Here is a 24,462-nt window from a genome sequence, read left to right on the forward strand (position 1 = left end):
CAAATCGATCGATAAACCTATAACTTGATCTACACCATGATCGAACAAGCCATCTTAGACAAAGCCAACGAATGGCTCAACGGCAACTACGACGAAGAAACCAAGGCGGCCATCCGCTCCATGATGGACAGTGACCCTAAGGAGCTTACCGATTCATTTTACCAAAGTCTGAGCTTTGGTACGGGCGGAATGCGCGGTATCATGGGACCGGGTACCAATCGAATCAATAAATACACATTGGGAATGGCCACTCAAGGCCTTTCGAATTATTTGATCCAGTGTTTTCCGAATGAAGAATTAAAGGTGGCGATCGCGTACGATTGCCGGAATAACTCGGGCACTTTCGCCCGACAGGTAGCTGAAGTATTCAGCGCCAATGGAATAAAGGTGTACTTATTCGAGAGCCTCCGCCCAACACCTGAGTTGTCGTTCACCATTCGCCATCTCGGGTGTCACAGCGGTATCGTGCTGACCGCTTCGCACAATCCTAAAGAGTACAACGGGTATAAGGTTTACTGGAACGACGGAGCACAGATCGTTCGACCTCACGACAAAAAGATCATTGAAGAAGTACAAAAGATCACGAATCCGGATCAAGTAAAATTCGAAGGAAACGAAGGGCTTATTGAGATCATCGGCGCAGAGGTAGATCGCGTGTTCCATGAAGCCTCCGTAGCCCAAGGATTCGACGTACGGGGAAAGGACGAATTTAAAGTCGTCTTTACCTCCATTCACGGCACAAGCATCAAGGGAGTTCCTCAAGTATTGGGAATGGCAGGTTTCAGGAACGTATACATCGTTGAGGAGCAGGCTGTTCCTAATGGAAACTTCCCTACGGTCGATTCACCTAACCCGGAAGAGCCCGAAGCTCTGAGTATGGCATTGGATTTGGCCGATGAAAAAGGGGCCGACATGGTGATCGGTACGGATCCCGATTCAGACCGTATCGGAATCGCCGTTCGGGATGATCAAGGGAAGCTGCGATTGTTGAACGGAAATCAAACCGGAGCCGTGATGACGGACTACCTCATAGATCAGTGGAAAAAGACCGGTAAGCTCGAGGGTAATGAATTCGTAGCCTCAACGATCGTGACCAGCGAGCTCTTCATCGATATCGCGGCGGCCAACGGGCTCGAGTGTCCGGTGTGTTTAACGGGCTTCAAGTGGATCGCCGAACTCATTCGCGAAAGAGAAGGCAAGAAGACCTTTATCGGCGGTGGCGAAGAGAGCTTTGGCTATATGGTCGGAGATTTCGTTCGAGACAAAGATGCGGTAACAAGCGCGCTCATAGCCTGTGAGATCGGCGCGGAAGCACAATCGCGTGGATCGTCGTTCTTCGATCGACTGCTCGACGTATACATGAAGTACGGCTTCTACAAAGAGCGTCTGATCAGCATCGTCAAGAAAGGTCGCGACGGAGCTGCGGAGATCAAAGCCATGATGGACGAATACCGCACGAATCCGCCCGCGACGATCAACGGCTCCAAGGTTGTACGCATGCTTGACTACGCGAGCTTGGAAGAAAAGGGTTTAATGAACGGAACAACTAGCGCCATTGACCTGCCGTCGTCCAATGTGCTGCAATTTTACACGGAAGATGGATCCAAGATCTCAGCTCGACCTTCGGGCACCGAACCGAAGATCAAGTTCTATTTTTCGGTAAAGGGAAGTTTATCGGACAAAAAGAACTTTGGGGCCGTTGAAGCCGCGCTTGAATCGCGCATCGATGCCATCATCGCCGACCTCGGATTTTAAGCGGGTGCGGGAGTTGTGCATCGGCCCGTAGGGCCAACTCATTGGTTTTAGGGAAATTGTGTATATTTGGCACTTCCATTAACTGAGCTTAGGGATCAACCAGCCCTTTTTTACTACAGAACACCTATGAAGAGAATCTTTCTCCTAATCGCTGCGTTCGGTTTATTTACTGCCAGTGCGCAATCCATTACATCCGTGGTCGTTTCGGCCAATCCGGTCGACTGCCAAAGCTGGACCATTACGGTTGACGGTATGAAACCCATGCCGCAGTTTTACGTGCAAGGCGATAGCTACAGTGTATCGGGGTCGACATTGACGGTGAATATTGACTTCAATGCTCCGCCGATCGGAAACCCGATGTTTGCGCCATATACACACGTGATTACGATTCCTGCGAATGGCGTGCCACCGGGAGCGTACTCATTGAACGTAACGACTTTTAATATTCCTGCGAATCAGTCCGCAGGGAACTACAATGGTTCCGTAACCGTGGGGTCTTGTTGTCCGGCGGCGGCGAATTTTACCGTATCGGATAGCTCGTTTTGCTCTGTTGATACCGTGTATGTCACTGATCAAAGTGCCGGAACACAGAATGTTGAATGGTGGGTAAACGGAGTCCTGGATCATACAGGTCCGGGCGACTTCAGTTTGACGGGCTTATCTGGAGTCATTGAGATCGTGCAGGTTGCCATCGACTCGGCCTGTACCGACACCGTAACGCAATCCATTTATGTGAATCCGTTGCAAGCCATGGGCTTCAGCTCGGTTCAGGTGGGACATCAATTCACGTTTACAGCTGGTGGGTCGAGTGCCTTTACGTACGAGTGGGATTTCGGAGATGGAAGCACGGAAGTGGGAGCGCTTGTGTCGCACACCTACTCACAAGACGGAAACTACAACGTTTGTTTAACAACCACGGGTGCGCAAGGATGCTCAGGCGACTCTTGCCAGAGTGTAACTTACTCGACGGTCGGATTACCAGATGGGAAACACGAATTACGTATTTATCCAAACCCGGCACGCGACCACATTACCATTGAAGGTTCAGTGGATGGTCCAATTCGGTGGTACAACGAGTTGGGTCAGGAGATCAAAGTGCCGCTTCACAATGGCTCACAAGAATACCTATGGATCTTTGATTTGGCCGATATCCCAGCTGGTGTTTACTACTTACAGTGGGCCGATCGGGTGCAGAAGCTCCTTGTAAGGTAAGCAGGAACGATCAACGATACAGACGCTGCTGATCGAGCCAATTGCGGTATCGCGCAGCGTTGTGATTGTGGGCGGTGAGGTTCGTTGCGAACTCGTGATAACCCGGCCTTTCAACACTAGCGCACATAAACATGTAGCTGTGTTCTTCGTAATTGAGTACCGCCTCTATGGCCCGTAAGCTCGGAACCCCTATTGGACCAGGAGGTAATCCGTCGTACAAATATGTATTGTAGGGCGAATCGATCTGCAAATCCGTGGTGAGCACTCTGCGAATGACCGTATCCGTATGGTCTTGTTTTAATGCAAACACGACCGTGGGGTCCGATTGTAACCTCCAACCTCTTCGAAGGCGATTGATATACAATCCGGCAACGGTCTTCATTTCGCGAAGCTGAACCGTCTCGCGTTCCACGATGGAAGCCAAAGTACTGACTTGATTCGGGTTCATGCCGATCGACTTGGCGGCACTGGTTCGCCCTTCGTGCCAATATTGATCGTGCTCTCTAAGCATTCGCTCTATGAAGGCCTCGGCACCCGTATTCCAATACATCACATAGGTATTGGGTAAGAAAACCCCCAGAATGGTCTCGCGGGTGTACCCTTTAGCTCTGAGATAGTCGGGATCGGTCAACAAGGTTACAAGTTCTGTAGAGTCGGCTTCGAGTTCGCTGCTGACCACTCCAGCCAGTTCGTATACGTTATCGATGTTGTTGAAGGTGACATCTACGGGTGTTTGTCCGCCCGATCGCAGCAAGTTCACGATGTCATTGTTCGACATGCCACTCTTCAATAGGTATTTCCCACTTTTGACCTTTCGATCGTATTTCTTCAACTTAGCGACCCATTTGAAGCTCTTGACCGAAACAAGAACAGAGTCGGTGCGCAATTGCTCCACCACAGAGTCGAAGCGACTATCGGATTCGATATACAGATCGTACTTTTCGAATCGCTCGGTCACGTTCGACGACCAGATCGCCGAATAGGTTCGCGAAGCGATCAGCGCCACGATGGCCACGACGGCTACCAACGCGATCCTAAACCACTTACGCCGCATCATGGATAAACCTGTTTGAGTTGTTCATATACTTGATTGGCCCGCGGGTGATTCGGCTCGATCCGCAATATATGCACCAAATCGCGCTCGGCATCGGCCCATCGTTCTTGGTACAACGCAAGTCCCGCCCTATTCAGCAACCCGGGGACGTAATCCGGATCCAAGGCGATCGCCTCATCGTACAGCTTGGCAGCCCTTTCGAGGTCGCCTTCCCTAAGCCAATAAAAACCCAAATTATTCAAATTCTCCGGGTAGTACGGATACTCCTTATAAACGAACTCGAGCTGCGAAAGTGCCTTCTCGCGAAGCCCCATATCCATCATCAAGGTGGCTATCTTGTTACGAAACTCGAGTTGGTAGGGAGCCAGGGAGATCGCCCGGGATAAAAAGTCAAAGGCCTCTTCGTTTCGGCCGATATTCCTATAACTCTGGCCAATACGGTAGGCGGTCCACGCATCGTTGTTCGTAAAATCCGTCGACCTCAGCGCATCCAAGGCATTCGCCCTTCCCCGCTGATCGATGTAGTCGCAAAGCCCATCGAAGTCCTCACTCAGGAAGTGCCAATTCACCACCTCATACAACGGCTCCCCCGCTCGATCGATGAACACCTTGGCCGAATCCAAAAACTGCGGATACGCGGTAAATTTCTCATACTGCTGCAGGTAGGACCTCGCCTTCGTGCGATCGTTGGGCGAACCTTCGTTCACACTTACAAGTCCCATGAATTTTCGAATCTTTTGCGCCTGCGGCGCGATGTTCTCCTCCCCGGCCATGTCCAACTCCGGAACCCGGATCTTGTGATCGTGCACCGTTACGTGGGGTATATCGATGCTCGTGCTACTCGGCATATGGCACGCCACACAGTTGAAGTCATCGGCCGCCACATCCTCCTGAGGAGCCCTACATCCGAACATCGGCGTTTCACCGTGGCAATCACCACAGGTGGCGTTGAACTGCTGAATATTGGTCTCGCGCACACTTTTATGCGGATTGTGACAGCTGATGCAGTTGAAGGTCTCCTCGGCCCCCAAGTAGCATTTACTCTGCTTGAACCGATCGACGTGCGAGGCCATGATGAATTCATCTTCGCCGCCCTCATAACGGGGCAAAAACACGCTCATGACCTCAGACAAGCGCATGCCCGGTTTAAAGTCGTACCAGTCCTTTCCGGGCTTCAGTACCGCATTCCCCTGTAAATGACATCGCTGACATACCTCGAACTGCAGGTCGCCTTCCAACTTGGCCGGATTCACGATGCTGTAATCGATGAATTTACTCGTGTCGACCACTATGCCCTGCCCTTTCTCGATCACGTGGATCTGACCGGGCCCGTGACAGCGCTCACAGCTAATGCCGTCCGGAACGCCGTTGAACTTGTTCTCTGAACCCAGTACGAACTCTGGCAGGGAGTTGTGGCAACTCATGCATTCGAGCCCAATGGTTCGACTAAATCGCGTGTTGTTCCCGTTCTCGAATCCGGGCGGAAAATCGAGCTTACCGCTTTGGGTGTAGTACGTAAATGGCACTTGATGTAAGTAGCCGTTGACATTGTAGATATGCGAGTTCGTATGCTGACCCGAGCCGATGATGTAGTCGACCGATTCGATCCGCTTGTATGTGGTGTCGAGCCCATGGAGCCGGTATTCGAGCACCTTCAACTCTTCCCCTTTCCAGAACGGGTGGTACCAGAAATCGCGATACTCATCGTAAATCTTGGAGTCGGGGCCAAGTTTGCTCGAACTCTTGACCCGCGAGGCCTTATCAAAGCTGAGTCCCATTCCGGTGTGTACATAGGTGTCGTAGATATCGCCATGGCAGGCCTTGCAGACCTGCTTGCCGACATAGGCGACGGTATCCGCGAGGTTCTTGTAGGTCGGGTGTTGTTCATCGGGCCGCAGGCCCAAATTCTCCTTTTCATCGGCACTGCCACCGCCCGAACAACGGGCGGCCAAGATCACGACCGCGGTGGTCATCGACGCAAGCACCAACCATTTCTTCATTTCGATTCTTTCAGTTTCTGCAGCAGGTATTCATCGTGCCACCGGCTGCCTTCACGCACCCACCGTTTTTTGAGTCCGACCGTCTCAAAACCCAACCTACCAAACAGGTTTAGACTCGCCTCATTACTGGAGAGTATGTTGCAGTAGACCTGTTCGAGATCGTACTGCTCAAAAGCGAAATCGAGTGCTACGGCCAGTGCTTCGCGCGCGTACCCGTGACGGCGATCGGCCGGCAGGGCTATGAAAACGCCTACGCCTACTCTTTTGTTAGCCGGATCGAAATCGAAGAAATCCACGGTCCCAAGTGGTCGATCGGCATTCACGTCTTCAATGACCAGGCGCAATTGGCGGTACTCGTAAAGATCCTTATGCGCATTTTCGAGGTACGATCGCAACGTATCGCGCGAAAACGGCGATTGCGTTTGGGTAATGAGCCATACGTCGGGGTCGTTCTCCCAAGCGAAAAAGACCTCGAGATCGGTCGATTCGGGCGCACGTAACTTTATATGTTCACTGCTGAGCTTTACCATTGAACTTCGCCTTTGAAGTTCTCTTCGGCCGGACCCGCAAGTTCGATGTCTGTGTATCGATCGCCATCGCTCCGCCAATGCACCTTCACTTCTCCGCCCGGAAACAGGAGTGAAACACTTCCTTTTTCGATGCCTTTTTTCGATGCCCAGACCAAGGCGGCAGCCGTAGCTCCGGTGCCACAACTCAGGGTTTCGTCCTCGACCCCGCGTTCGTAGGTGCGGATCTCAAGGAACGAATCGGTTTCGACAACGAAATTGACGTTGGTTCCTTCTTCGCGGTATTTCGGAGCGTAGCGCACGGCCCTGCCTTCGCCCACCACATCGAAATCGTTCAGCGACTTCACGAAGCGCACGAAATGAGGCGAGCCGGTATCGATAAAGTAATCGTCGCCGAGGCTTTCTATTCCTACAACATCACTCATACCGAGCGCCACCCCTTCGGGCACTAGTTCGGCTCTATGCACACCGTCTACGGCGCGGAATTCAGTGCGGCCCGAGATCATGCCCAATTGCGCGGCGAATTTAACGGCACAGCGGCCGCCGTTTCCGCACATGGATGCCTCGTGTCCATCGGCATTAAAGTATACCATTTGGAAATCGTACCGCACGTCATCGCGAATCAGAATGAGTCCGTCCGCCCCAATTCCGAACCGTCGATCGCACAAATAGGCGATTTGCCCGGCTTCCCCGGCCTTAAAAAAGCGTTTACGGTCATCGATCACAATAAAGTCGTTTCCCGTACCTTGGTATTTAACAAAGGGTATGATCACGTTAAAGTCTTGTTAAAGCTGCCGTAATTTGCAACTTGGAACTCCTGCCCGGCGTTATCTGTCAAAATTGCAGTGGCATGGCATTTGCCCTGTTTCATCGACACCAAACATAATAATAATAAACCCTATGAAGAAGTTACTCGGAACCTTTGCGGTCGCACTACTCGGCGGCGCGGTAGCTTTAGGCGCATATACTTATTTCTTTCCCCAAAATCCATACGAGGTACGCATGGTAGAACCCGCTTCGTATCCAACGAGTTTTCGCCCTGCGGGCGGAAGCACACCTTTGTCGCGATCGGCCAGCTTATCGGCCGTGGCGGGTGCACCGGACTTCGTCAATGCTGCCAACAAAACCTTAGCATCGGTGGTACACGTAGAGGCGATCGGCTCTCAGGAAGTGACCTATAACAACCCGTTCTATGAGTATTTTTACGGTCAAAGCCCGCGACGCTCTACCCCGACTTTGAGCTCTGGCAGCGGGGTCATCATCGATTCGGATGGCTATATCGTAACCAACAACCACGTTATCTATGGCGCCAGTAAGATCCGGGTGACCATGGACGATAACCGGGTATTTACCGCTTCGCTCGTGGGCACGGATCCTACTACCGATATCGCTTTGTTGCAGGTCGACGAAAACGATTTGCCCTTTATCCCGTTCACCAACAGCGATGAAGTCCGGGTGGGCGAATGGGTATTGGCCGTTGGTAATCCGTTCAACCTCACGAGCACGGTGACAGCCGGAATCGTATCGGCGAAAGGCCGAAGCATCAATATTATACCGGAACGCTTTGCCATTGAATCGTTCATACAAACCGACGCTGCGGTAAATCCGGGGAACTCGGGCGGAGCGTTGGTAAATACCGACGGAGCGTTAGTCGGGATCAATACGGCGATATCGACCCGCACGGGATCGTTCGAAGGATACAGCTTTGCCGTTCCGGCCAATATGGTGAGCAAGGTAGTGAGCGATCTCAAAGAATACGGTACGGTTCAGCGCGCCTTTATCGGAGTCAATATTCGCGATGTCAATGCTCAATTGGCCAAGGAGTTCGACCTCAACCTGAATAACGGAGTGTATGTGGGCGGCCTAACTGAAGAAGGAGCTGCGGCCGATGCCGGAATGAAGGTCGGAGACATCATCGTGGCCGTGAATGACGTACCCGTGCAGCGCGTGACTGAACTACAGGAGCAGATCGCCCGTTATCGCCCCGGGGATCGTGTGAATGTGTTGGTCAACCGCGAAGGACAGGAACGCAATTTCAGCTTGGTACTGCGCAACATGCAAGGGAGCACCAGCCTCATCGACCGCGAAGAACTCATGGCGAGTCGCATACTGGGTGCGGAGCTCGAACTTCCCAGCCAGCGCGAACTCAGCGCCTATGGCGTCGATCACGGGGTGCGCATCAAAGCGCTTGAAAGCGGAAAGCTTCGCAGTGAGGGTATTCGCGAAGGGTTCATCATAACCGAGATCACCGTTGACAACCAAACCTACGACATCAAACGGCCGAAAGACGTGGGCGATGCGCTCAAGGGGCGCGAAGATGTAGGCGTATTCGTTAAAGGGTTTTATCCGGGTGGAAAAGTGCGCTACTACGCCTTTGGACTGTAAGGTAAACGAATTAAATAGAACGATGGCGGCCCAGTTTTTACTGGGCCGTTTTTGTTGCTAGTGCCATGGCCGGGCACGGAGCTGTTTTGGATGTGGGCGTTGCCCATCGGGCCGTAGGCCCAAAGAATTACAAGAATCCCGGAACGCTTACTCGGCGTAGGGGGTCAATGAAAGCGCGTGAGGTTGCGGTTTAGAAATTAGTTAGCGCACTTTTCATGGTTTAAAAGGTGCCTCAATAGGTGCTAAAGTTCTACTTTTGCAGCAGTTTAAGACTTCACTAACTACACAAAAGAAAAGTCATGCCCCAGTCTTATGAGGAGCATATTTCGCTTCGCGTTCAGCAGGATAAGGCCGCAGCAGAATTCGTTAAGATCGTTACCGATCTGTGGCTCGACAAATCCATTGAAGTAACTCTTTTCCGCAAGCCCTTGCTCGATCAGAGCATCAGTGAGATCCTGAACACGCATCACTATGCGCGTCAGATCAAGGACGAACCCATTACCATCGAGATCACGTTGGATCTATTGCGCACCATCTCTAAGGTGGATGCCGCACCGGCGCGTTTGGATGTCGGTCGTTTAGCCGCTGAGTGGATCAAGGAGAAAGATCAGTTCGAGTCGATCGACTCGTTCGTTCACGACAAGTTGGATCACTTGATCGATGCGTCGAATGAGTTGACTCCGAAAGATGTGGTCTTGTACGGTTTTGGCCGTATTGGTCGTTTGTTGGGTCGTTTGCTCATCAGCAAGGAAGGTCGTGGAGAGCAACTGCGTTTGCGTGCGATCGTGACCCGCGACAGCTTTCCCGAGCAGCTCGAAAAGCGCGCCTCGCTGTGGCGTCAGGATTCGGTTCACGGTCATTTCCCCGGCACTGTTGAAGTAGATGTGGAGAATTACCGCTTGATCGTAAATGGTCGGCCGATCCAAATCATCAGCGCCAACAATCCGGAGGATATCGACTACACCGCTTACGGCATCAACAACGCCTTGGTGATCGATAACACGGGTGCTTTCAGGGATGAAGCAGCCTTGAGTCGTCACTTGAAGGCCAAAGGAGCCGACAAAGTACTTTTGACCGCTCCCGGTAAAGGAGTGCCGAATATCGTTCACGGAGTGAATCAGCGCAATTTTGATCCGGCCACTACCGATATCTGGTCAGCTGCTTCGTGTACCACGAATGCCATTACTCCTGTATTGAAGGTGATCGAAGACAATTACGGCATCTCCAAAGGGCATATTGAAACCGTGCATGCCTACACGAACGACCAGAACTTGGTCGACAACATGCACAAGAAGTACCGCCGTGGACGTGCCGCGGCCATGAACATGGTGATCACGGAGACGGGCGCCGGACAAGCGGTATCGAAAGCTCTGCCACAGCTCGATGGAAAGTTGACCTCAAACGCGATCCGGGTACCGACCCCAAATGGATCCTTGGCGATTTTGAGCTTGGCCGTCGACAAGAAGACGGACAAGGACGATGTAAACTTGACCATGCGCAAGGCCGCTTTATACAGCGACTTGGTAGAGCAGATCGAATACAGCATGGACGACGAGCTCGTGTCATCGGACATCGTGGGACGCACTGCCCCTTCGATTTTCGATAGCCCAGCAACCATCGTTTCAAACGATGGACACAGCATGAACTTGTACGTATGGTACGACAACGAGTTCGGATATAGCTGCCAGGTGATGCGATTGGCCAAGTACATTGCCAGTGTGCGTCGCTTGCGCTACTATTAAGCCACACGCTAAATCCAAACAAAAAGCCGTTACTTTACGTAGCGGCTTTTTTTATGCGACGTACTCTTCTCATATTCAGTCTGATATTTACCGCAGGGACCACACATGCCCAAATGGAATGGAGCGCTCAGTCGCAAGTTTCGTTCGGACAGCAGTCGAATGCCTTTCGCACCGGTGTAAATCTGCGGATGCGCGACCTTGTGGTCAATAGTGGACTCAGACTGGCCTTGCCGAGCACCGCGACCGTTTCAGGACCGAACTTCAACGGAGCTATATCGCCTCGGGATTGGTCCGAAGTTCCGGGATTCTATGTGCAGTTTGGAATTCCCATTGCCGTAATGCCCGATAGTTGCTGGTTTGTTTATGTGTTGGCTGACTATGAGCGTTTTAAGGGAACATACAGCTACCAATGGATCGGCTCTGACGGAACAGATCCACATGGAAACGTCAAAGTACCCTATGTCGCAACCGTTTCTTCCGAATTCTTTGCAGTGAATCTTCACGCCCTTACCGAATATCGACTCAACGAAAAAAGTTTTGTCTTTGCAGGTGTTCAACTGGGTCGATCAAAGTTCCTCAACGATGACAACATTTGGGTTCGCTCTGAAACAAGCAATTTTGCTTTCTACTTCGGGTTTCGCTACCGATTCGCCCAAAAAGCCAGGTCTCAGCGACCGGAAAAACTTTAAAGAAATTCGCGTAATTCGCGCAGGTGAGTGATCTCGTACGTGGGTTTCTCCGAATGAAGGGTCTTCTCCGGATTAAAGTAAACCTGATCCCATCCGGCCTGTTGGGCACCGAGGATATCAGCTTCCAGGTTATCGCCGATCATTAAGCTTTCTCTCTTCTCTGCTCCCGTGCGACTCAACGCGTAGCGGAAGATGTTCGCGTGAGGCTTTCGCACGCCTGCCTGTTCGGAGGTAACGATCACATCGAAGTGCTCGCCCAGTGTGCTTTCGCGCAACTTGATGTGCTGAACTTCCTCGAACCCGTTGGTGATGATGTGCAGCACATAGCGTTGACGGAGGTATTCGAGCGTTTCAATGGCTTCAGGGAAGAGGTGTTTTTTGTAGGGCGATCGGTCGAGGTATTCGAATTCCATCCACTTTGCCACGGCACGGTCCGCGATCCCGAATTCCTCCAATGCTCGTTGAAACCTCGTGGTACGTAAGGTAGCCTTGTCGATCTGACCCATCCGGTAGTGTCGCCACATTTCGTCGTTGTGTACGCGATAACGTGGAAAGAACTCCTCTATCGAGATCCGCTGCATTCCTTGATCAGAAAGCTCAGCGAGCAGTTCGGTAAGGGTTTCTTGTGCATTCTTTTCGAAATCCCACAGCGTGTGGTCGAGGTCAAAGAATAGGTGCTTGTACGCCATGTCAGAGTTTTGGTCCGAAGGCGAGGTCACCCGCATCACCGAGTCCGGGCACGATGTATTTTTTATCGTTCATTTCCTCGTCTACCGCGGCAACGTACAGTGTTCCCAAGCCCTTCATCTCGCGCGAAACGTATTCGACCCCTTCTCGACTCGCGATCACGGACAGGCAATCGACCCGCTTGGGCTTAACTTTTGTTAGCAGAGCCTCATAAGCCAAAACCATGGAACGGCCGGTCGCCAGCATAGGATCGCAAAGGATAACATGGCGGTCGGTCAAGTCCGGACAAGCCAGGTATTCCACCACAACCTTAAAGCTGTGGTCTGCGTGCACCTCTCTGTAGGCACTTATGTAGGCATTGTCGGCTCTATCAAAGACCTCGAGCACTCCGCTATGAAGAGGCACCCCGGCCCTTAAGATACTGGCTACCACCGGTTGCTCACGGGGTACTGACACTTCGGAAACTCCCAATGGTGTTTGAACTGATTGACTCGAATAGCTGCAGTCTTTGCTGAGTTCGTAAGCCAAGTGAATTCCAATGCGCTCAATGTTTCGCCTGAATCGCATACGGTCTTGCTGAATCCCTTGGTCGCGGATCTCAGCCATATACTGGTTAACGATGGTCGGTTGCGCGCTTAAGTCTACTATTTTCATGCCTCGGGTCGATACCAATTGAGGTGCCAAGGTAGGCGATTCAGGTAGAATTCGGGAATTAATTTAACATCGGGGTACAGGGCATTTACGAGATCGTGGCCCTCGGCGGAACCATACCATTCGACCCGTACCGAATAGGGCTCGGCCTCTTTGAGGATATGCCAGAGCAGTCGACGCTCTTCGCGGCGATCTTTCTCGTTTCGACCGGCCAAAGTCACGATCGTAATACATTCGGCGTCGTACAGCATATAGGCCCCAGCCGAAAGCGTATTACTACGATCGTACAGGCTCCACACCTGACCGCGACGCTTGTAAATACCCACGTGCATCAGGTGCTTCAGACGTTCCCGTGCATGCCGATCGAACGGGTGTCGCTCAGTGCGCTTTCGAAACATCAGCTCGATCAAGGCCTCGGGCGGATCGTTCTTGAACAAGGTGTAATCTTCATTATCGGCCAACAGATGTTCATCGGCCCGTAGGGCCAAAGACTCGGGACCGCACTGCCACCAAAAGAGTTTTTGCCGCCCACCCTTTTCCGAATCGCCCTGCAAACCGGGCAGCCGAGTGTACTTGATCTCGGCAGGCCAATGCTCGCGAAAAAGGGCGCACATCTCGGCCTGCTTTTCTGGGTTATGGGCCTGCGGCCCGATTGGGAACATCGCGTATACCCAAGGCGGCGTTACGCAATATTCTACTCCAAACGGCTTATAGCTGGGCAACGGCATAATCCATTCGTAGTCTTCGTAAACGAGTGCATTCCAACGCTCACAAACCGTGTCGAGGTACCAAGTGAATAGAAATGGCCGGCCTTGACCGTGCTTTTTAACGCACTGGTTCCAGGCGTCTTCGTCGAGCTCTTGTTGGCGAATGAATTTGACCATATGCAAGGAACACTCCTTATGCGGAATTGTTGTCAGGACCTCGATGCGTGGATAAGCCCTTCGTAGAAGTCGCGCCACCCTTTCCACATGGCATTTTCGCAGGCCGATTCATTGTGCCAGAGCGAGATGAAAGTGCCTTGGACCTCCTTCACGGCGTCCACCACAGGCAATACGCGCTCCAGCGCTTTTTGCGGTCCGAGGTTTTGATAGAACTTCAGTATACCTTCCATTACGGCAAAGGGGTGGATACGTAGCGGGGTCATGAATTCGAGGTCGAGATCGTAAAAGTAAAACGAACTACACGTACCTGCGCGGAAACCGATCTCCGAGGCATAACCCATGGTGTAGTCATCTGTGATGTCGAGGTCGATCAGGTTCCTGTAGGTTTCGGGAATGGTCAATTTCAGAAAATGCTGGCGGCTGCGGGTCACTTCTCGGTGGATAATGCCCTCGAATCGATTGACTTCGGCCTCCAGTTTCGATTTCTTTTTGTTGCTACCGTAACTCGGGTGAATCCCCACCATGGCATAGTCGGCAACATCCTTGATCAAACTGCGGAAGCGAGGATTCGTGTACGGAACGTTCTTATCGTTAAGTCCGTAATCGGCCAGCAAGAAGAAATAGATCGTTTTTAACTCATAGGTCCGTTGTAGATCCTTGAGGTAGGCGAAAGTATCGTAGGGGTCGGGGCGTAACCCCAAGGTGACCAATAGCCGATCTAAAAATTCGCGCCCTTTAAGCTCTAGGAGCGAACGTGCGAATCCGCCCAAGCTTCTCATGAGCCCTTTGGCCTTATAGGCGTAGGCATTATCGATATCGATGGTATTCACGAACTCGAACTTTCGCTGCGGCCATACAAAGTCCGGAAAGCGAACTGAAATGATATCCTTGATCATCAAGGCCCACTGATCAACCACGGGGCGTTGCAGGAATCCCGCCTTATACGCTATGCTCGACTCTGCCGAAAAGCGCTCGTGTTTATCCTTAATGTGCGGAAGGTATTCTTCGTATCGCGAGATCAAGTAAAAAGTGGCGGCAAATGGGTCGAACGGAACTTCCGAGGGCTCCGGTACCGGAAAAAGAGTTGGAGTATCGCGGTACTCCCCTACTTGAATGTCCCATTCGTTGATTCCGGACTCGAACAACAACTCACTACTTCTAAAATTAAGCTCCTTCCCAAAAGGTCGCTGCGAATAGCTCAGCTTGGGTCCTTTGTGATCGATAAAGGTGGATATATCGCTTGTCAACTCCACCGAAACCCCGAGGAACTGTTGAAATACTTGCCTGAACGTGTAGATTACGCGCGGCGTTCGTTTATGTGAGTAAACGAGTATCATCCGAATACCTTCCAAATTTCACGAGTGATCTGCTCAGCGGCATCACCATTTCCGAAAGTACCGTTGATCTTATCGAATCCCGGAGATCCTAAAAGTCTGTGCCAATGGTGCGCTAGAAGGTCGCGATCGGCGTCGACCAACGTTGCAAAGGTATTCTCTACCAATTCGTTCCATTCGGTCTCGGTCCTTAAGATAATGCTCGGCGTACCAAAGAAGTACGCTTCTTTTGGAATCCCTCCCGAATCGGTCACAACGAAACGCGCGTGTTTTTCCAAGGCCAAGGTCTCGAAGTACGTCGTTGGCTCTTTAAAATGAAAATGGCCTTTATCGCGAATGAGCTTCCAAAACTCGGGATAGTGCATATCGATCGCCGTTCTCGTGCGCGGATGGCAAGGAAAGTAAACTGCAATACCCGTGTCTCTACTTAATTCGAAAACCGTTTTAAGCAAAGCCTTTAGTCGCGGCCCGTCGTCGGTATTGCCCGCTCGGTGCAAGGTGAAAAGCACAAAGTCATTTTCTAGCAATTGCTGAGGCAACCTCGATTTCGACTCGAAGTACAAGGCATTGTCGTACATGACGTCGCCACATAAAATCACTCTCGGGTTTACTGAATCTGGTGAACTTGTTTCAGAATCGGTTATTCCTTCCGCCGCTAATTGCTCCACGGCCTTTGGCACAGGGCAGGCCAGTATAGAGCTCAAGTGATCGGTCAAATGCCGATTCACCTCTTCGGGCATGCCTCTATTGTAAGATCTGAGGCCGGCCTCAACGTGAATGAGCGGAATCTCGAGATCGCTGGCGGCTAGTGCTCCACCCAATGTGGTGTTGGTATCGCCGTACACCAGAACGGCATCGGGGCACTCTAGCTCCCATAGCTTGTGCAGTTCTATCGTGATCATGGCCGTTTGTACGGCCGGGCGTCCCGGTTTAACTCCAAGGTTATGCTTTGGGTTCTGTAATTCAAGCTCCCTGAAGAATGACGCGGACATATTATCGTCGTAATGCTGGCCGCTGTGGATCAGTGTTTCTTCGATCAATCCCGAATAGTACGATCTCAGCACTCGGTCCAGTGCCGAAGCTTTGATGAATTGTGGGCGTGCCCCAACGACCGTGTGCAGCTTTACCATGACTTAGAGTTGCTGTTCATCAGCAAAGCTAAAATATTCTTGCTCAGTGATGATGAGGTGATCCAAGACTTTAATATCGAGAACCTCTCCAGCCTGTTTTACCCGCTCCGTCAATTTTCGATCGGCCTGACTCGGCCGTAGGTTTCCGCTAGGGTGATTGTGAGCCATGATGATCGATGTAGCTCCGCAATAAAAACACTCGCGAAAGAGCACTCTGAGGTCGACCACCGTGCCACTGATGCCTCCTTTGCTAATAGGCATTTTACGGAGCACCTTGTTGGCGTTGTTCAAGAACACCACCCAAAACTGCTCGTGATCGAGATCGACGAGTGATGGATACAGGATATCGTATGCTTCGCGGCTCGATTGAATCACGGGTCGTTCCAAAGCTGCGGTTCCCTCCCTTCTCCTTCCCAGCTCTATGGCGGCCAAAAGACGCGAGGCCTTTGCGCTTCCGACACCTTTCATAGCACACAAACGGGCATGGTCGAGCTTCCCGAGTTCTTTGAGGTTTTCGTCGACCGTATCTAGGATTCTACGCGCAAGCTCAACCGCACTCATATTACGCAGTCCAGAACCCAGTAAGATCCCGATGAGCTCGGCATTGCTCAGGTGATGCCTGCCCCAGCGAGCCAGCTTTTCGCGAGGCCGATCTTCTTCGGCCCAAGATTTAATTTTAGTCGTCCTTTGATAAATCACTGACGCAATTTGCATCTAGCGAGGGCCATGCACAAGTACTTTACGGACTAAAATCGCACGACCATCGATCAGTCCCGATTCGCTTAACTCAAACTGTGTCGATTTCACCCGTTTTCACTAAGTTCGATATCTCTCTCTTTTGAATCGAACGCCGTGAATCTAAAATCCCTGACCCTTGCCCTATTGATAGGCTTGACATGCCATGCTCAATTATGGCCCGGAACCCATGTGCGAGAAAATCTGGATTATCTGATTGCCAGTATTCATCAATATGAGCCCGCATTGGACGAATACGCTCCTTATTTCGATAAAGAAGCATCAAAGATCATGTCGGAGCTTCAGCCCGAGTGCACGGCTTTCGAGTACTTCACCTATGTCAGTCGCATTTGCGCCTTGGCCAAAGAGGGGCATTTTGGGGTGGGAAATTGGTCCGGCACCATACACAGAGGCATTCCCAAAAATGCCTATGCCTATTTGCCTGTAGAGGTAAAGATCATTGACGGTCGAATATTCGTCTGGGAGGATATCTCGAACGAAGCAGTACTTCATCGAGGCGACGAGATTCTTTCGATCAACGGTCGCTCCGTACGCCAAATCATCGAGACACTATACGCCTGTACACCAGGTCACGGAGCTATTTATAGTTACTTGGAACGTACGATCGAAATGGTATTTCCCTGGCTTTACTATTTCCACATAGAGCAACCCAAAACCTTCGAAGCTGCCTATCGCGCTGCAGGAGAAATGGCTACGCTTTCAGCTTTGACACGCGAGCAACAAGTCGAAAATTTCAAAGAGCGAAACAAAAGCAAGGCCAAACCGGAAGACGAGCCCTTTGCATTCGATATAGACGGAAACAAAGCTTACTGGTATTTGCCCGCGTTTGCCCGCGGAAAAGCGGAGTCAATGGGCATCAAAGCAAAAAAAGAATACAAAGCGAACTTCAAGGAAATGCAAGAGCGGGGCGTTGAGATACTCGTGATCGACCTGCGTGGAAACATGGGCGGACTCCACGAATTCGCCGACGAAATGGTCCCCTATATTCTACAGAACGATCCGGATGAAACTTGGCTCAAGGCATCGGAATCATGGGAGGGCAAAACAAAGAAGCACAAGCTACCCAAAGCATCGAAGTATCTCTTTACCGGACAGATCTACGTGCTGGTCAATGGTAGAACTTTTTCGAACGGCAGTACTTTGACCAGATACCTGAAAGAATACGGCGATGCGATTGTAATTGGCGAGGAAACGGGCAGCTGCTATGAAGGGTATGCCGCAGGATCGAAACAATTCATCACACTTCCGCATTCTAAGATGAGTATCGGAATTCCGAGGTATCATATATCGTACCCATCGGCGGTCAAACAAGCAACCAGTGATCGCGGTGTAATTCCCACGCACATCGTGAAGCCGAGTATAGAGGACCTTATGGAGGACCGCGATGTAGCTGTACTGTTACTGATGCAGTTGCTCGACAAACAAGACTGAAGCTATGAGCTGTAGTATATTAGATCTGCGCATGTTTGAACCGCTTGAATCGGTTCCGGAGTCGGAGCTCAATTGGTTGATCAAGCGCGCCGAGTACCGGGAACTCGAAGAGGGGGCGTTCCTATTTAAGAAGGGTGATCCGGCAGACGAGATGTTTCTGATCATCGAGGGTGAAGCCGTTTTCTACATGTTGCAAAATGGCGAGCGTCGCGATTTTGGAAGTGTTAAGAAAGGGAGCATAACCGGGTTACTGCCCTATTCCCGTATGACCCATGCTTCTGGATATGGGATCGTTACCAAACCAGTGAGACTGTTGGCCGTTTGTCGGAAAGACCTTCGCGATTTAATCGTGGAATGTCCTGAGATCACGACTGCTCTCGTTCATCACATGACTTCGAGGGTACGCGATTTTACCAGCACTCAGCAGCAAGTTTATCAACTTGCTGCTTTGGGTAAGTTATCCGCCGGACTTGCACACGAGCTGAATAATCCGGCCGCGGCGATCGTCAGAAGTGCGGATTCATTAAAGGAATATCTCGGCCATGTGCCGGATAGATTCAAGAAAGTCATCAGCTTGCAGCTCCCCGAAGAAGCCATAGACAGCCTTAACGAATTCACGAGCAGGAAAATCGAAGCGGGTGTTCGAGATATTGGGTTGCTCGAGCGGAATGACCTCGAAGATGAGCTTTTCGACTGGCTCGACGATCACGACATTTCCTACGGCGATGAATGGGTTGAGCAATTGGTTGATTTTGACGTTCGCATCGAAGAGCTCGAAAAGATTTGTGAAACTACTGGAGCCAAAGCACTGGGTCCACCTTTGGGCTGGCTGGTCAATGTATTGACGACGGAAAAAATGGTGGACGAGATCCAAGATGCGTCCAAGCGGATATCGGAGCTGGTTCAATCGGTGAAGACCTACAGTCACATGGACCAAAGCACGGACCGTCAGCTGTTGGATTCCCTTGAAGGGCTGCGCAATACAGTACGGATGCTAGGTCATAAGGCTCGCAGATTTCAAATCAAGATTCGCGAAGACTTTGATCCGAATACGGGCAAGGTTTTGATCTACCCATCTGAAATGAATCAAGTGTGGACGAATTTGCTCGATAATGGACTCGATGCCTTGGAAGGAAAAGTCGATAACCCGCAGATAACGCTGAAAACGGGGCGTCACAGTCAAACGCTAGAGATCTCGATCGTAGACAATGGCCCCGGAATACCACTTGAAGTGCAAGACCAGATCTTTAACCCGTTTTTCACTACCAAAGCCATGGGCAAGGGTACCGGACTGGGCTTGGACGTGGTAAAGCGAATTATAGATCGACATGGCGGGCGGATCGAATTGGACTCAGTAGTGGGTCGACCGGAATTTAAAATCGTATTGCCGACGAATTAATGGAGCAAAAACCGATCATATTCTGTGTGGACGATGATCCACAAATATTGAGAGCGATACAGCGCGATCTCCGTTCGGAGTTTCGCCGGGAGTACCGCGTCAAGAATACGTCATCGGCCCGCGAGGCCTTAACGGCCCTCGAAGAGTTGAAGAAAAAAGGGGAAACGGTCGCCCTATTTCTGTCGGACCAGCGCATTCCCGAAATGCTCGGGGTTGAATTCCTGGAGCTCGCCAAGAGGTTTTATCCGACCGCAAAACGCGTACTCTTAACCGCCTATTCGGATACCGATGCGGCCATTAAGGCGATCAACGACGTTCAATTGGACTATTACCTCCTCAAGCCTTGGGATCCGCCCGAAGAAAAACTGTTTCCAGTCCTCAAGGATCTATTGGACGATTGGTGGGCTCAGTACACTCCTGAGTTTCGCGGGGTTCGATTGATCGGTTATCAATACAGTCCCAAGAGTCACGAGATCAAGGATTTCTTGGCCGGGAATCTGATCCCTTACGAGTGGATCGAATACGAGAATACCGAACGGGCCGCGCCGTTTGTAGAGCGACACTCGTTCGATGCAACTCATTTGCCCGTTCTTGTGACCGAAGGCGGCGAAGCACTATTAAAGCCCACCGTACAAGAGGTGGCGCGAAAGCTTGGAATGAGCTTGACCGCAAGTGAAAAACCCTATGATGTAGTGATCATCGGCGCGGGTCCGGCCGGATTGGCAGCTGGCGTTTACGGCGGCTCTGAAGGGCGTGTAACGGCGCTCATAGAGCGGTGTGCTCCCAGTGGTCAGGCGGGGACATCGAGCCGAATTGAGAATTATTTGGGGTTTCCGAACGGATTGAGCGGGGCAGACCTCGCTCGACGGGCCATTACACAAGCGACGCGGTTCGGAATCGAGTTCTTGTCGCCGACCGAAGTGTCGAGCATTGAGCGCGTGAATCCTTACAATATCCTCAAACTGAAAGAAGGTGGAGAATTGAAGGCTCGCGCAGTAGTGGTCACCACGGGCGTCAACTACCGAAAACTAAGCGCTCCGGGGATGGATCGGTTTACGGGCGCGGGAATCTACTATGGGGCGGCCACTACTGAAGCATCTGCCTGCCAGGACGGCGACGTATATATCGCGGGCGGAGGTAACTCGGCGGGGCAAGGAGCCGTGTACCTCAGCAAGTTCGCGCGAAAGGTCCACATCTGCATTCGCCGCGAAGATCTCACCTCGAGCATGTCGCAATACCTCATCGACCAAATAGACGGAATAGAGAACATCGAAGTGCTCTCGAAGACCGAAGTGATCGAGGCACATGGCGACGATCGTCTCGAAGCCCTGACCATCAAGAACATCGAAAGTGAAGCGACTGAAAAGGTATCGGCCCGAGCACTCTTCGTTTTCATTGGTGCTCGCCCCTACACCGATTGGCTGAGTGCCGATTTCAAGCGCGACTCCAAAGGCTTCTTGCTCACGGGCAACTCCCTCATGAACCACGAATCGTTCAAAAGAGAATGGTTACTGCAGCGCGACCCTTTCACCCTCGAAACATCCGTACCCGGCGTTTTCGCGGCGGGCGACGTGCGAAGTGGTGCCATGAATCGCGTCGCTTCAGCCGTAGGTGAAGGAGCTATGAGCATCAGCCTGGTACATCAATACCTCAGCGAAAACTAATTTATGATCGACCGCTACAACGCCATTAGACAACGCACTGAAGACCTCTGTAAGCCGCTCGAGATCGAGGATTACGTACCTCAGTCGATCGTCGATGTGAGTCCGCCCAAGTGGCATCTCGCCCACATGACCTGGTTCTTCGAGACCTTCATTCTAAAGCCGAATGATCCCTTTTACAAGGAATTCCACCCGAAGTACAACTACCTCTTCAACAGCTACTACGAATCGGTCGGTGATCGTGTATTGCGCGATCGCCGCGGCCATATGAGTAGGCCCACGGTCGCCGAGGTCTACGCGTATCGAGCACACGTGAATGAAGCCGTGAATCGCCTAGCTCAAAAGCGCGGCTTCGATGGGCTGGAAGACACGCTTGCACTGGGTTTGCAGCACGAGCAGCAGCATCAGGAATTGCTCATCACCGACCTCAAATACACGCTGGCGCACAGCCCTTTGTTTCCGGCCTATGACGAAAGCTGCGACTGGGAAACGAATTTTCCGGCGCCTAGCGGCGCGATGGTGGAGCTCGCGGAAGGATTGTACGATATCGGTGCCACAGGAGATCGGTTCTTTTTCGACAACGAACAAGGAAGGCATAAGGTGTATTTGGAAGGTGCGCGCATCAGTGCCGATTACATTACCAACGCCGAATACCTCGAATTCATGGAGGGCGGTGGGTACGGCGATTTTCGCCATTGGTTGAGTGAAGCCTGGGGAATGGTTCAAGAGGAGCATTGGCGAGCCCCACTTTACTGGTACAAGGTCGACGGCGACTGGTACCAGTATCAACTGAATGGACTGGTGGCCATCGAGCCGCAGGCTCCGGTTAGGCATATTAGTTACTTCGAGGCCGATGCCTTTGCACACTGGGCGGGCAAAAGGCTGCTCACGGAATTCGAGCGCGAGGCGGTGGCCGATCAGCTGAATGGCGGTTGGCTTTGGGAGTGGACTTCGAGTGCCTACCTCCCCTACCCGCGATTCCAGGCGGCCGAGGGCGCTATGGGTGAATACAACGGCAAATTCATGGTGAATCAGATGGTACTGCGCGGTGGATCGTTGGCGTCGCCACCGGGACATGTCGACCGGCCGACGTATCGAAACTTTTTTCATCCTCACCTTCGTTGGCAATTCAACGGAATCAGGCTCGCAGAAAAATGATCATTTACACCCCGAATAAAGCTTTTGGCCGCGACATCCTACATTTAGGCCACAGCCGGACCATGCGCAAGCTCATGTACTACACTCTGGGCGTTGGCGTCGTGACCGCTATTCTTATCGCCCCTATCATTCATTTAGAGATCTCGGAAGAGCTGAAAATGAACCCGACCGTTTTCTCTTTCCTCGGGATCGTGCTGAGCATACTACTCGTATTTCGGACCAATTCGGCCTACGACCGCTGGTGGGAAGGCCGCAAACAGTGGGGAGCACTGGTGAACAACACCCGAAACCTCGCCATTCTGGTTCAAACGGCATTTCCCAAGGACGACGAACAGGTGCGGCATTTCATGGCCACGCGGATTAGTAACTTTTGCCTGGCGCTCGTGGAGCATTTGCGCAACGGGGTCATTATGGAAGAGCTCATCAACTTGACCGATGACGATCGACATCGCTACGATCAAAAGGACCATGTGCCCAACTACATTGCCACAGGGATTCAGCAGAAATTCCACGACGCCTACAAGGCGCACGTAATAGGCCCTGAGGATCACCGGAACACCATGCAGGTGTGGAGGGGTTTTCTGGATATTCTGGGCGCTTGCGAGCGAATCAAGAAAACCCCTATCCCCTTTAGCTATGCGGTACATATAAGAACCTTCATCCTGGCCTATACGGTGCTTCTTCCCTTTGCCTTGGTAGCAACCTTTCAGTTTTGGACGGTGCCCTTGGTCATGTTCATTTTCTACGCGTTCATGGGCGTGCAGATGATGGCCGAGGAGATCGAGGACCCCTTTGGGACGGATTGCAATGATTTGCCCACCAGTACCATTGCCCATAACATCAAGAATAACGTTTTCGAGATACTGGAAGACAAGCACCACGTCAAAACGGAATCAACTCAACGCGACTACGATAAAATTCATTGATATGACCTCTTTTGCCGACGACGTCCGCACCGGATTCAGCACTGAGCGAAAACATATATCGTCGAAATACCATTACGACGACAAAGGCAGCGCCATTTTCCAGGCTATTATGCGCATGCCGTCGTACTACCTGACCGATAGCGAGTTTGAGATCTTCGAGACCAACAAGGCCGATATACTGGCGCAATTCGATCCGTCGGTCGGCCCATTCAATCTGGTGGAGTTCGGCGCAGGAGATGGCCAAAAGACCAAGGTCTTGCTCGAGTATTTTCTGGAACAAGGAGCCGACTTTACCTATGTGCCGATCGATATCTCGAAATCGGCCTTGGATGATCTGTGCTATGATCTTTGTGCACGCTGGCCCGAAATGAACGTAAGCCCGCTCAACACCGACTACATGAGCGGGTTGGATGTGCTGCGCAAAGGAGATCGACGAAACATCGTGCTCTTTTTGGGCTCTAATTTGGGCAACTTCTCGCGTGAGGCCGCGGATCGATTCTTGACCGAGCTGCGTTCACATTTAGCACCGAACGACGCTTTATTCATAGGACTCGATTTGCAGAAGGACCCCAAGGTAATCCTGCGCGCGTACGATGATCCTGAAGGTATTACCAAGTCCTTCAACTTGAATCTGCTTACACGTATCAACCGGGAGCTCGGCGGACACTTTGACCCGATGAAGTTCGATTTCTACTGCAGTTATTCACCGGAGACGGGCGAGGTTCGCTCCTATTTAGTGAGTAAAGTAGAACAAGATGTGCGCATTGATGCCTTGGGTGAGTCGTACCACTTTGATCAATGGGAGACGATCCACACGGAGATCAGCCGAAAATTCAAGTTGAGTAATCTACCCGGGTTGGCCGAACGAAACGGGTTCGAGCACCAGGCGAATGATTTCGATTGCAAGCACTATTTCGTGAATAGTTATTGGAAGGCGGTGTAGCTAGCCTAGGACCTGGGTTGGTTATAGTCGTGGAGGACCGCATCGGCCCGTAGGGCCAAAAAAAAGGTGCTGTATTAAATCGCAAGTGAACGTGCGATTTAATACATTTAAACTATAAAGACGTCTACTACTGACGAT

The 24,462-nt window shown here is 51.6% G+C and carries 21 protein-coding genes; 11 read left to right on the forward strand and 10 right to left on the reverse strand.

Annotated elements, in window-relative coordinates; all coding sequences use genetic code 11:
* Window positions 1–36 precede the first annotated feature (36 nt).
* Window positions 37–1,755 (forward strand): phospho-sugar mutase, encoded by a 1,719-nt coding sequence (locus J4F31_03105; protein MCE2495557.1) that lies wholly within the window; start codon window positions 37–39, stop codon window positions 1,753–1,755.
* Between the two features lie 126 nt (window positions 1,756–1,881).
* The gene (locus tag J4F31_03110; protein ID MCE2495558.1) at window positions 1,882–2,967 is read left to right on the forward strand and encodes a PKD domain-containing protein; all 1,086 of its coding nucleotides are present in this window, start codon (window positions 1,882–1,884) and stop codon (window positions 2,965–2,967) included.
* 10 nt (window positions 2,968–2,977) lie between these two features.
* Here the strand turns inward: J4F31_03110 and mltG are convergent, their stop codons facing one another.
* The 4 genes from mltG to J4F31_03130 are packed head-to-tail and all read right to left on the reverse strand — an operon-like array spanning window position 2,978 to window position 7,321.
* On the reverse strand, window positions 2,978–4,024 hold the full coding sequence (gene mltG / locus J4F31_03115) for an endolytic transglycosylase MltG (protein MCE2495559.1): 1,047 nt from the start codon (window positions 4,022–4,024) through the stop codon (window positions 2,978–2,980).
* On the reverse strand, window positions 4,021–6,021 hold the full coding sequence (locus J4F31_03120; GenBank protein ID MCE2495560.1) for a tetratricopeptide repeat protein: 2,001 nt from the start codon (window positions 6,019–6,021) through the stop codon (window positions 4,021–4,023). The genes mltG and J4F31_03120 overlap by 4 nt, the downstream gene beginning before the upstream one ends.
* Entirely contained in the window at window positions 6,018–6,551 is a 534-nt protein-coding gene (locus J4F31_03125; GenBank protein MCE2495561.1) for a GNAT family N-acetyltransferase, read from the reverse strand. The genes J4F31_03120 and J4F31_03125 overlap by 4 nt, the downstream gene beginning before the upstream one ends.
* Window positions 6,545–7,321, reverse strand: coding sequence for a diaminopimelate epimerase (locus J4F31_03130; protein MCE2495562.1), 777 nt, complete (start codon window positions 7,319–7,321; stop codon window positions 6,545–6,547). The genes J4F31_03125 and J4F31_03130 overlap by 7 nt, the downstream gene beginning before the upstream one ends.
* Window positions 7,322–7,448: 127 nt before the next feature.
* Between J4F31_03130 and J4F31_03135 the strand changes: the two genes are divergently transcribed.
* The 3 genes from J4F31_03135 (at window position 7,449) to J4F31_03145 (ending at window position 11,364) form a co-directional block, all read left to right on the forward strand.
* Entirely contained in the window at window positions 7,449–8,933 is a 1,485-nt protein-coding gene (locus J4F31_03135) for a trypsin-like peptidase domain-containing protein (GenBank protein ID MCE2495563.1), read from the forward strand.
* A 299-nt stretch (window positions 8,934–9,232) separates the two neighbouring features.
* Window positions 9,233–10,675: a glyceraldehyde-3-phosphate dehydrogenase gene (locus J4F31_03140; GenBank protein ID MCE2495564.1), complete on the forward strand. Its 1,443-nt coding sequence runs from the start codon at window positions 9,233–9,235 to the stop codon at window positions 10,673–10,675.
* 53 nt (window positions 10,676–10,728) lie between these two features.
* Window positions 10,729–11,364, forward strand: a complete 636-nt coding sequence (locus tag J4F31_03145; protein MCE2495565.1) for a hypothetical protein — start codon at window positions 10,729–10,731, stop codon at window positions 11,362–11,364.
* On the opposite strand, the gene J4F31_03150 is transcribed toward J4F31_03145, so the two are convergent.
* Genes J4F31_03150 through radC form a run of 6 tightly spaced genes read right to left on the reverse strand, consistent with a single transcriptional unit; the run spans window position 11,361 to window position 16,764 of the window.
* Complete coding sequence (locus J4F31_03150) at window positions 11,361–12,053, reverse strand: YjjG family noncanonical pyrimidine nucleotidase (protein ID MCE2495566.1); 693 nt, start codon at window positions 12,051–12,053, stop codon at window positions 11,361–11,363. The two genes, J4F31_03145 and J4F31_03150, sit on opposite strands and share 4 nt — an antisense overlap.
* Window position 12,054: 1 nt before the next feature.
* Window positions 12,055–12,705, reverse strand: coding sequence for a uracil phosphoribosyltransferase (upp, locus tag J4F31_03155; GenBank protein ID MCE2495567.1), 651 nt, complete (start codon window positions 12,703–12,705; stop codon window positions 12,055–12,057).
* On the reverse strand, window positions 12,702–13,586 hold the full coding sequence (locus tag J4F31_03160) for a hypothetical protein (protein ID MCE2495568.1): 885 nt from the start codon (window positions 13,584–13,586) through the stop codon (window positions 12,702–12,704). Before J4F31_03160 ends, upp begins: the two co-directional genes overlap by 4 nt.
* Window positions 13,587–13,618: 32 nt before the next feature.
* Entirely contained in the window at window positions 13,619–14,923 is a 1,305-nt protein-coding gene (locus tag J4F31_03165) for a polysaccharide deacetylase family protein (protein ID MCE2495569.1), read from the reverse strand.
* Complete coding sequence (wecB, locus tag J4F31_03170; GenBank protein MCE2495570.1) at window positions 14,920–16,050, reverse strand: UDP-N-acetylglucosamine 2-epimerase (non-hydrolyzing); 1,131 nt, start codon at window positions 16,048–16,050, stop codon at window positions 14,920–14,922. The genes J4F31_03165 and wecB overlap by 4 nt, the downstream gene beginning before the upstream one ends.
* Before the next feature lie 3 nt (window positions 16,051–16,053).
* A complete protein-coding gene (radC, locus tag J4F31_03175; GenBank protein ID MCE2495571.1) occupies window positions 16,054–16,764 on the reverse strand; it encodes a DNA repair protein RadC in 711 nt (236 codons plus the stop codon).
* Between the two features lie 213 nt (window positions 16,765–16,977).
* On the opposite strand from radC, the gene J4F31_03180 reads away from it, so the two are divergent.
* The 6 genes from J4F31_03180 to J4F31_03205 are packed head-to-tail and all read left to right on the forward strand — an operon-like array spanning window position 16,978 to window position 24,324.
* Window positions 16,978–18,237, forward strand: a complete 1,260-nt coding sequence (locus J4F31_03180) for a PDZ domain-containing protein (GenBank protein ID MCE2495572.1) — start codon at window positions 16,978–16,980, stop codon at window positions 18,235–18,237.
* 4 nt (window positions 18,238–18,241) lie between these two features.
* Window positions 18,242–19,636 carry a cyclic nucleotide-binding domain-containing protein gene (locus J4F31_03185; protein ID MCE2495573.1) on the forward strand — a complete coding sequence of 465 codons (1,395 nt, stop codon included), beginning with the start codon at window positions 18,242–18,244 and terminating at the stop codon, window positions 19,634–19,636.
* Window positions 19,636–21,300, forward strand: coding sequence for an FAD-dependent oxidoreductase (locus J4F31_03190; GenBank protein MCE2495574.1), 1,665 nt, complete (start codon window positions 19,636–19,638; stop codon window positions 21,298–21,300). Before J4F31_03185 ends, J4F31_03190 begins: the two co-directional genes overlap by 1 nt.
* A 3-nt stretch (window positions 21,301–21,303) precedes the next feature.
* Window positions 21,304–22,455: an ergothioneine biosynthesis protein EgtB gene (gene egtB / locus J4F31_03195; protein ID MCE2495575.1), complete on the forward strand. Its 1,152-nt coding sequence runs from the start codon at window positions 21,304–21,306 to the stop codon at window positions 22,453–22,455.
* Entirely contained in the window at window positions 22,452–23,381 is a 930-nt protein-coding gene (locus J4F31_03200; GenBank protein MCE2495576.1) for a bestrophin family protein, read from the forward strand. Before egtB ends, J4F31_03200 begins: the two co-directional genes overlap by 4 nt.
* A gap of 1 nt (window position 23,382) precedes the next feature.
* Window positions 23,383–24,324: an L-histidine N(alpha)-methyltransferase gene (locus J4F31_03205; GenBank protein ID MCE2495577.1), complete on the forward strand. Its 942-nt coding sequence runs from the start codon at window positions 23,383–23,385 to the stop codon at window positions 24,322–24,324.
* Window positions 24,325–24,462 lie beyond the last annotated feature (138 nt).

This window comes from Flavobacteriales bacterium (genome assembly GCA_021296215.1).
Classification (GTDB): domain Bacteria; phylum Bacteroidota; class Bacteroidia; order Flavobacteriales; family ECT2AJA-044; genus ECT2AJA-044.

Excerpts from the sequence above, each read along its gene's own strand:
- J4F31_03105 (MCE2495557.1), top strand. The coding sequence starts at position 37 with ATGATCGAACAAGCCATCTTAGACAAAGCCAACGAATGGCTCAACGGC.
- J4F31_03110 (MCE2495558.1), top strand. The coding sequence starts at position 1,882 with ATGAAGAGAATCTTTCTCCTAATCGCTGCGTTCGGTTTATTTACTGCC.
- mltG (MCE2495559.1), bottom strand. The coding sequence starts at position 4,024 with ATGATGCGGCGTAAGTGGTTTAGGATCGCGTTGGTAGCCGTCGTGGCC.
- J4F31_03120 (MCE2495560.1), bottom strand. The coding sequence starts at position 6,021 with ATGAAGAAATGGTTGGTGCTTGCGTCGATGACCACCGCGGTCGTGATC.
- J4F31_03125 (MCE2495561.1), bottom strand. The coding sequence starts at position 6,551 with ATGGTAAAGCTCAGCAGTGAACATATAAAGTTACGTGCGCCCGAATCG.
- J4F31_03135 (MCE2495563.1), top strand. The coding sequence starts at position 7,449 with ATGAAGAAGTTACTCGGAACCTTTGCGGTCGCACTACTCGGCGGCGCG.
- J4F31_03140 (MCE2495564.1), top strand. The coding sequence starts at position 9,233 with ATGCCCCAGTCTTATGAGGAGCATATTTCGCTTCGCGTTCAGCAGGAT.
- J4F31_03145 (MCE2495565.1), top strand. The coding sequence starts at position 10,729 with ATGCGACGTACTCTTCTCATATTCAGTCTGATATTTACCGCAGGGACC.
- J4F31_03150 (MCE2495566.1), bottom strand. The coding sequence starts at position 12,053 with ATGGCGTACAAGCACCTATTCTTTGACCTCGACCACACGCTGTGGGAT.
- upp (MCE2495567.1), bottom strand. The coding sequence starts at position 12,705 with ATGAAAATAGTAGACTTAAGCGCGCAACCGACCATCGTTAACCAGTAT.
- J4F31_03160 (MCE2495568.1), bottom strand. The coding sequence starts at position 13,586 with ATGGTCAAATTCATTCGCCAACAAGAGCTCGACGAAGACGCCTGGAAC.
- J4F31_03165 (MCE2495569.1), bottom strand. The coding sequence starts at position 14,923 with ATGATACTCGTTTACTCACATAAACGAACGCCGCGCGTAATCTACACG.
- wecB (MCE2495570.1), bottom strand. The coding sequence starts at position 16,050 with ATGGTAAAGCTGCACACGGTCGTTGGGGCACGCCCACAATTCATCAAA.
- radC (MCE2495571.1), bottom strand. The coding sequence starts at position 16,764 with ATGCAAATTGCGTCAGTGATTTATCAAAGGACGACTAAAATTAAATCT.
- J4F31_03185 (MCE2495573.1), top strand. The coding sequence starts at position 18,242 with ATGAGCTGTAGTATATTAGATCTGCGCATGTTTGAACCGCTTGAATCG.
- J4F31_03190 (MCE2495574.1), top strand. The coding sequence starts at position 19,636 with ATGGAGCAAAAACCGATCATATTCTGTGTGGACGATGATCCACAAATA.
- egtB (MCE2495575.1), top strand. The coding sequence starts at position 21,304 with ATGATCGACCGCTACAACGCCATTAGACAACGCACTGAAGACCTCTGT.
- J4F31_03200 (MCE2495576.1), top strand. The coding sequence starts at position 22,452 with ATGATCATTTACACCCCGAATAAAGCTTTTGGCCGCGACATCCTACAT.
- J4F31_03205 (MCE2495577.1), top strand. The coding sequence starts at position 23,383 with ATGACCTCTTTTGCCGACGACGTCCGCACCGGATTCAGCACTGAGCGA.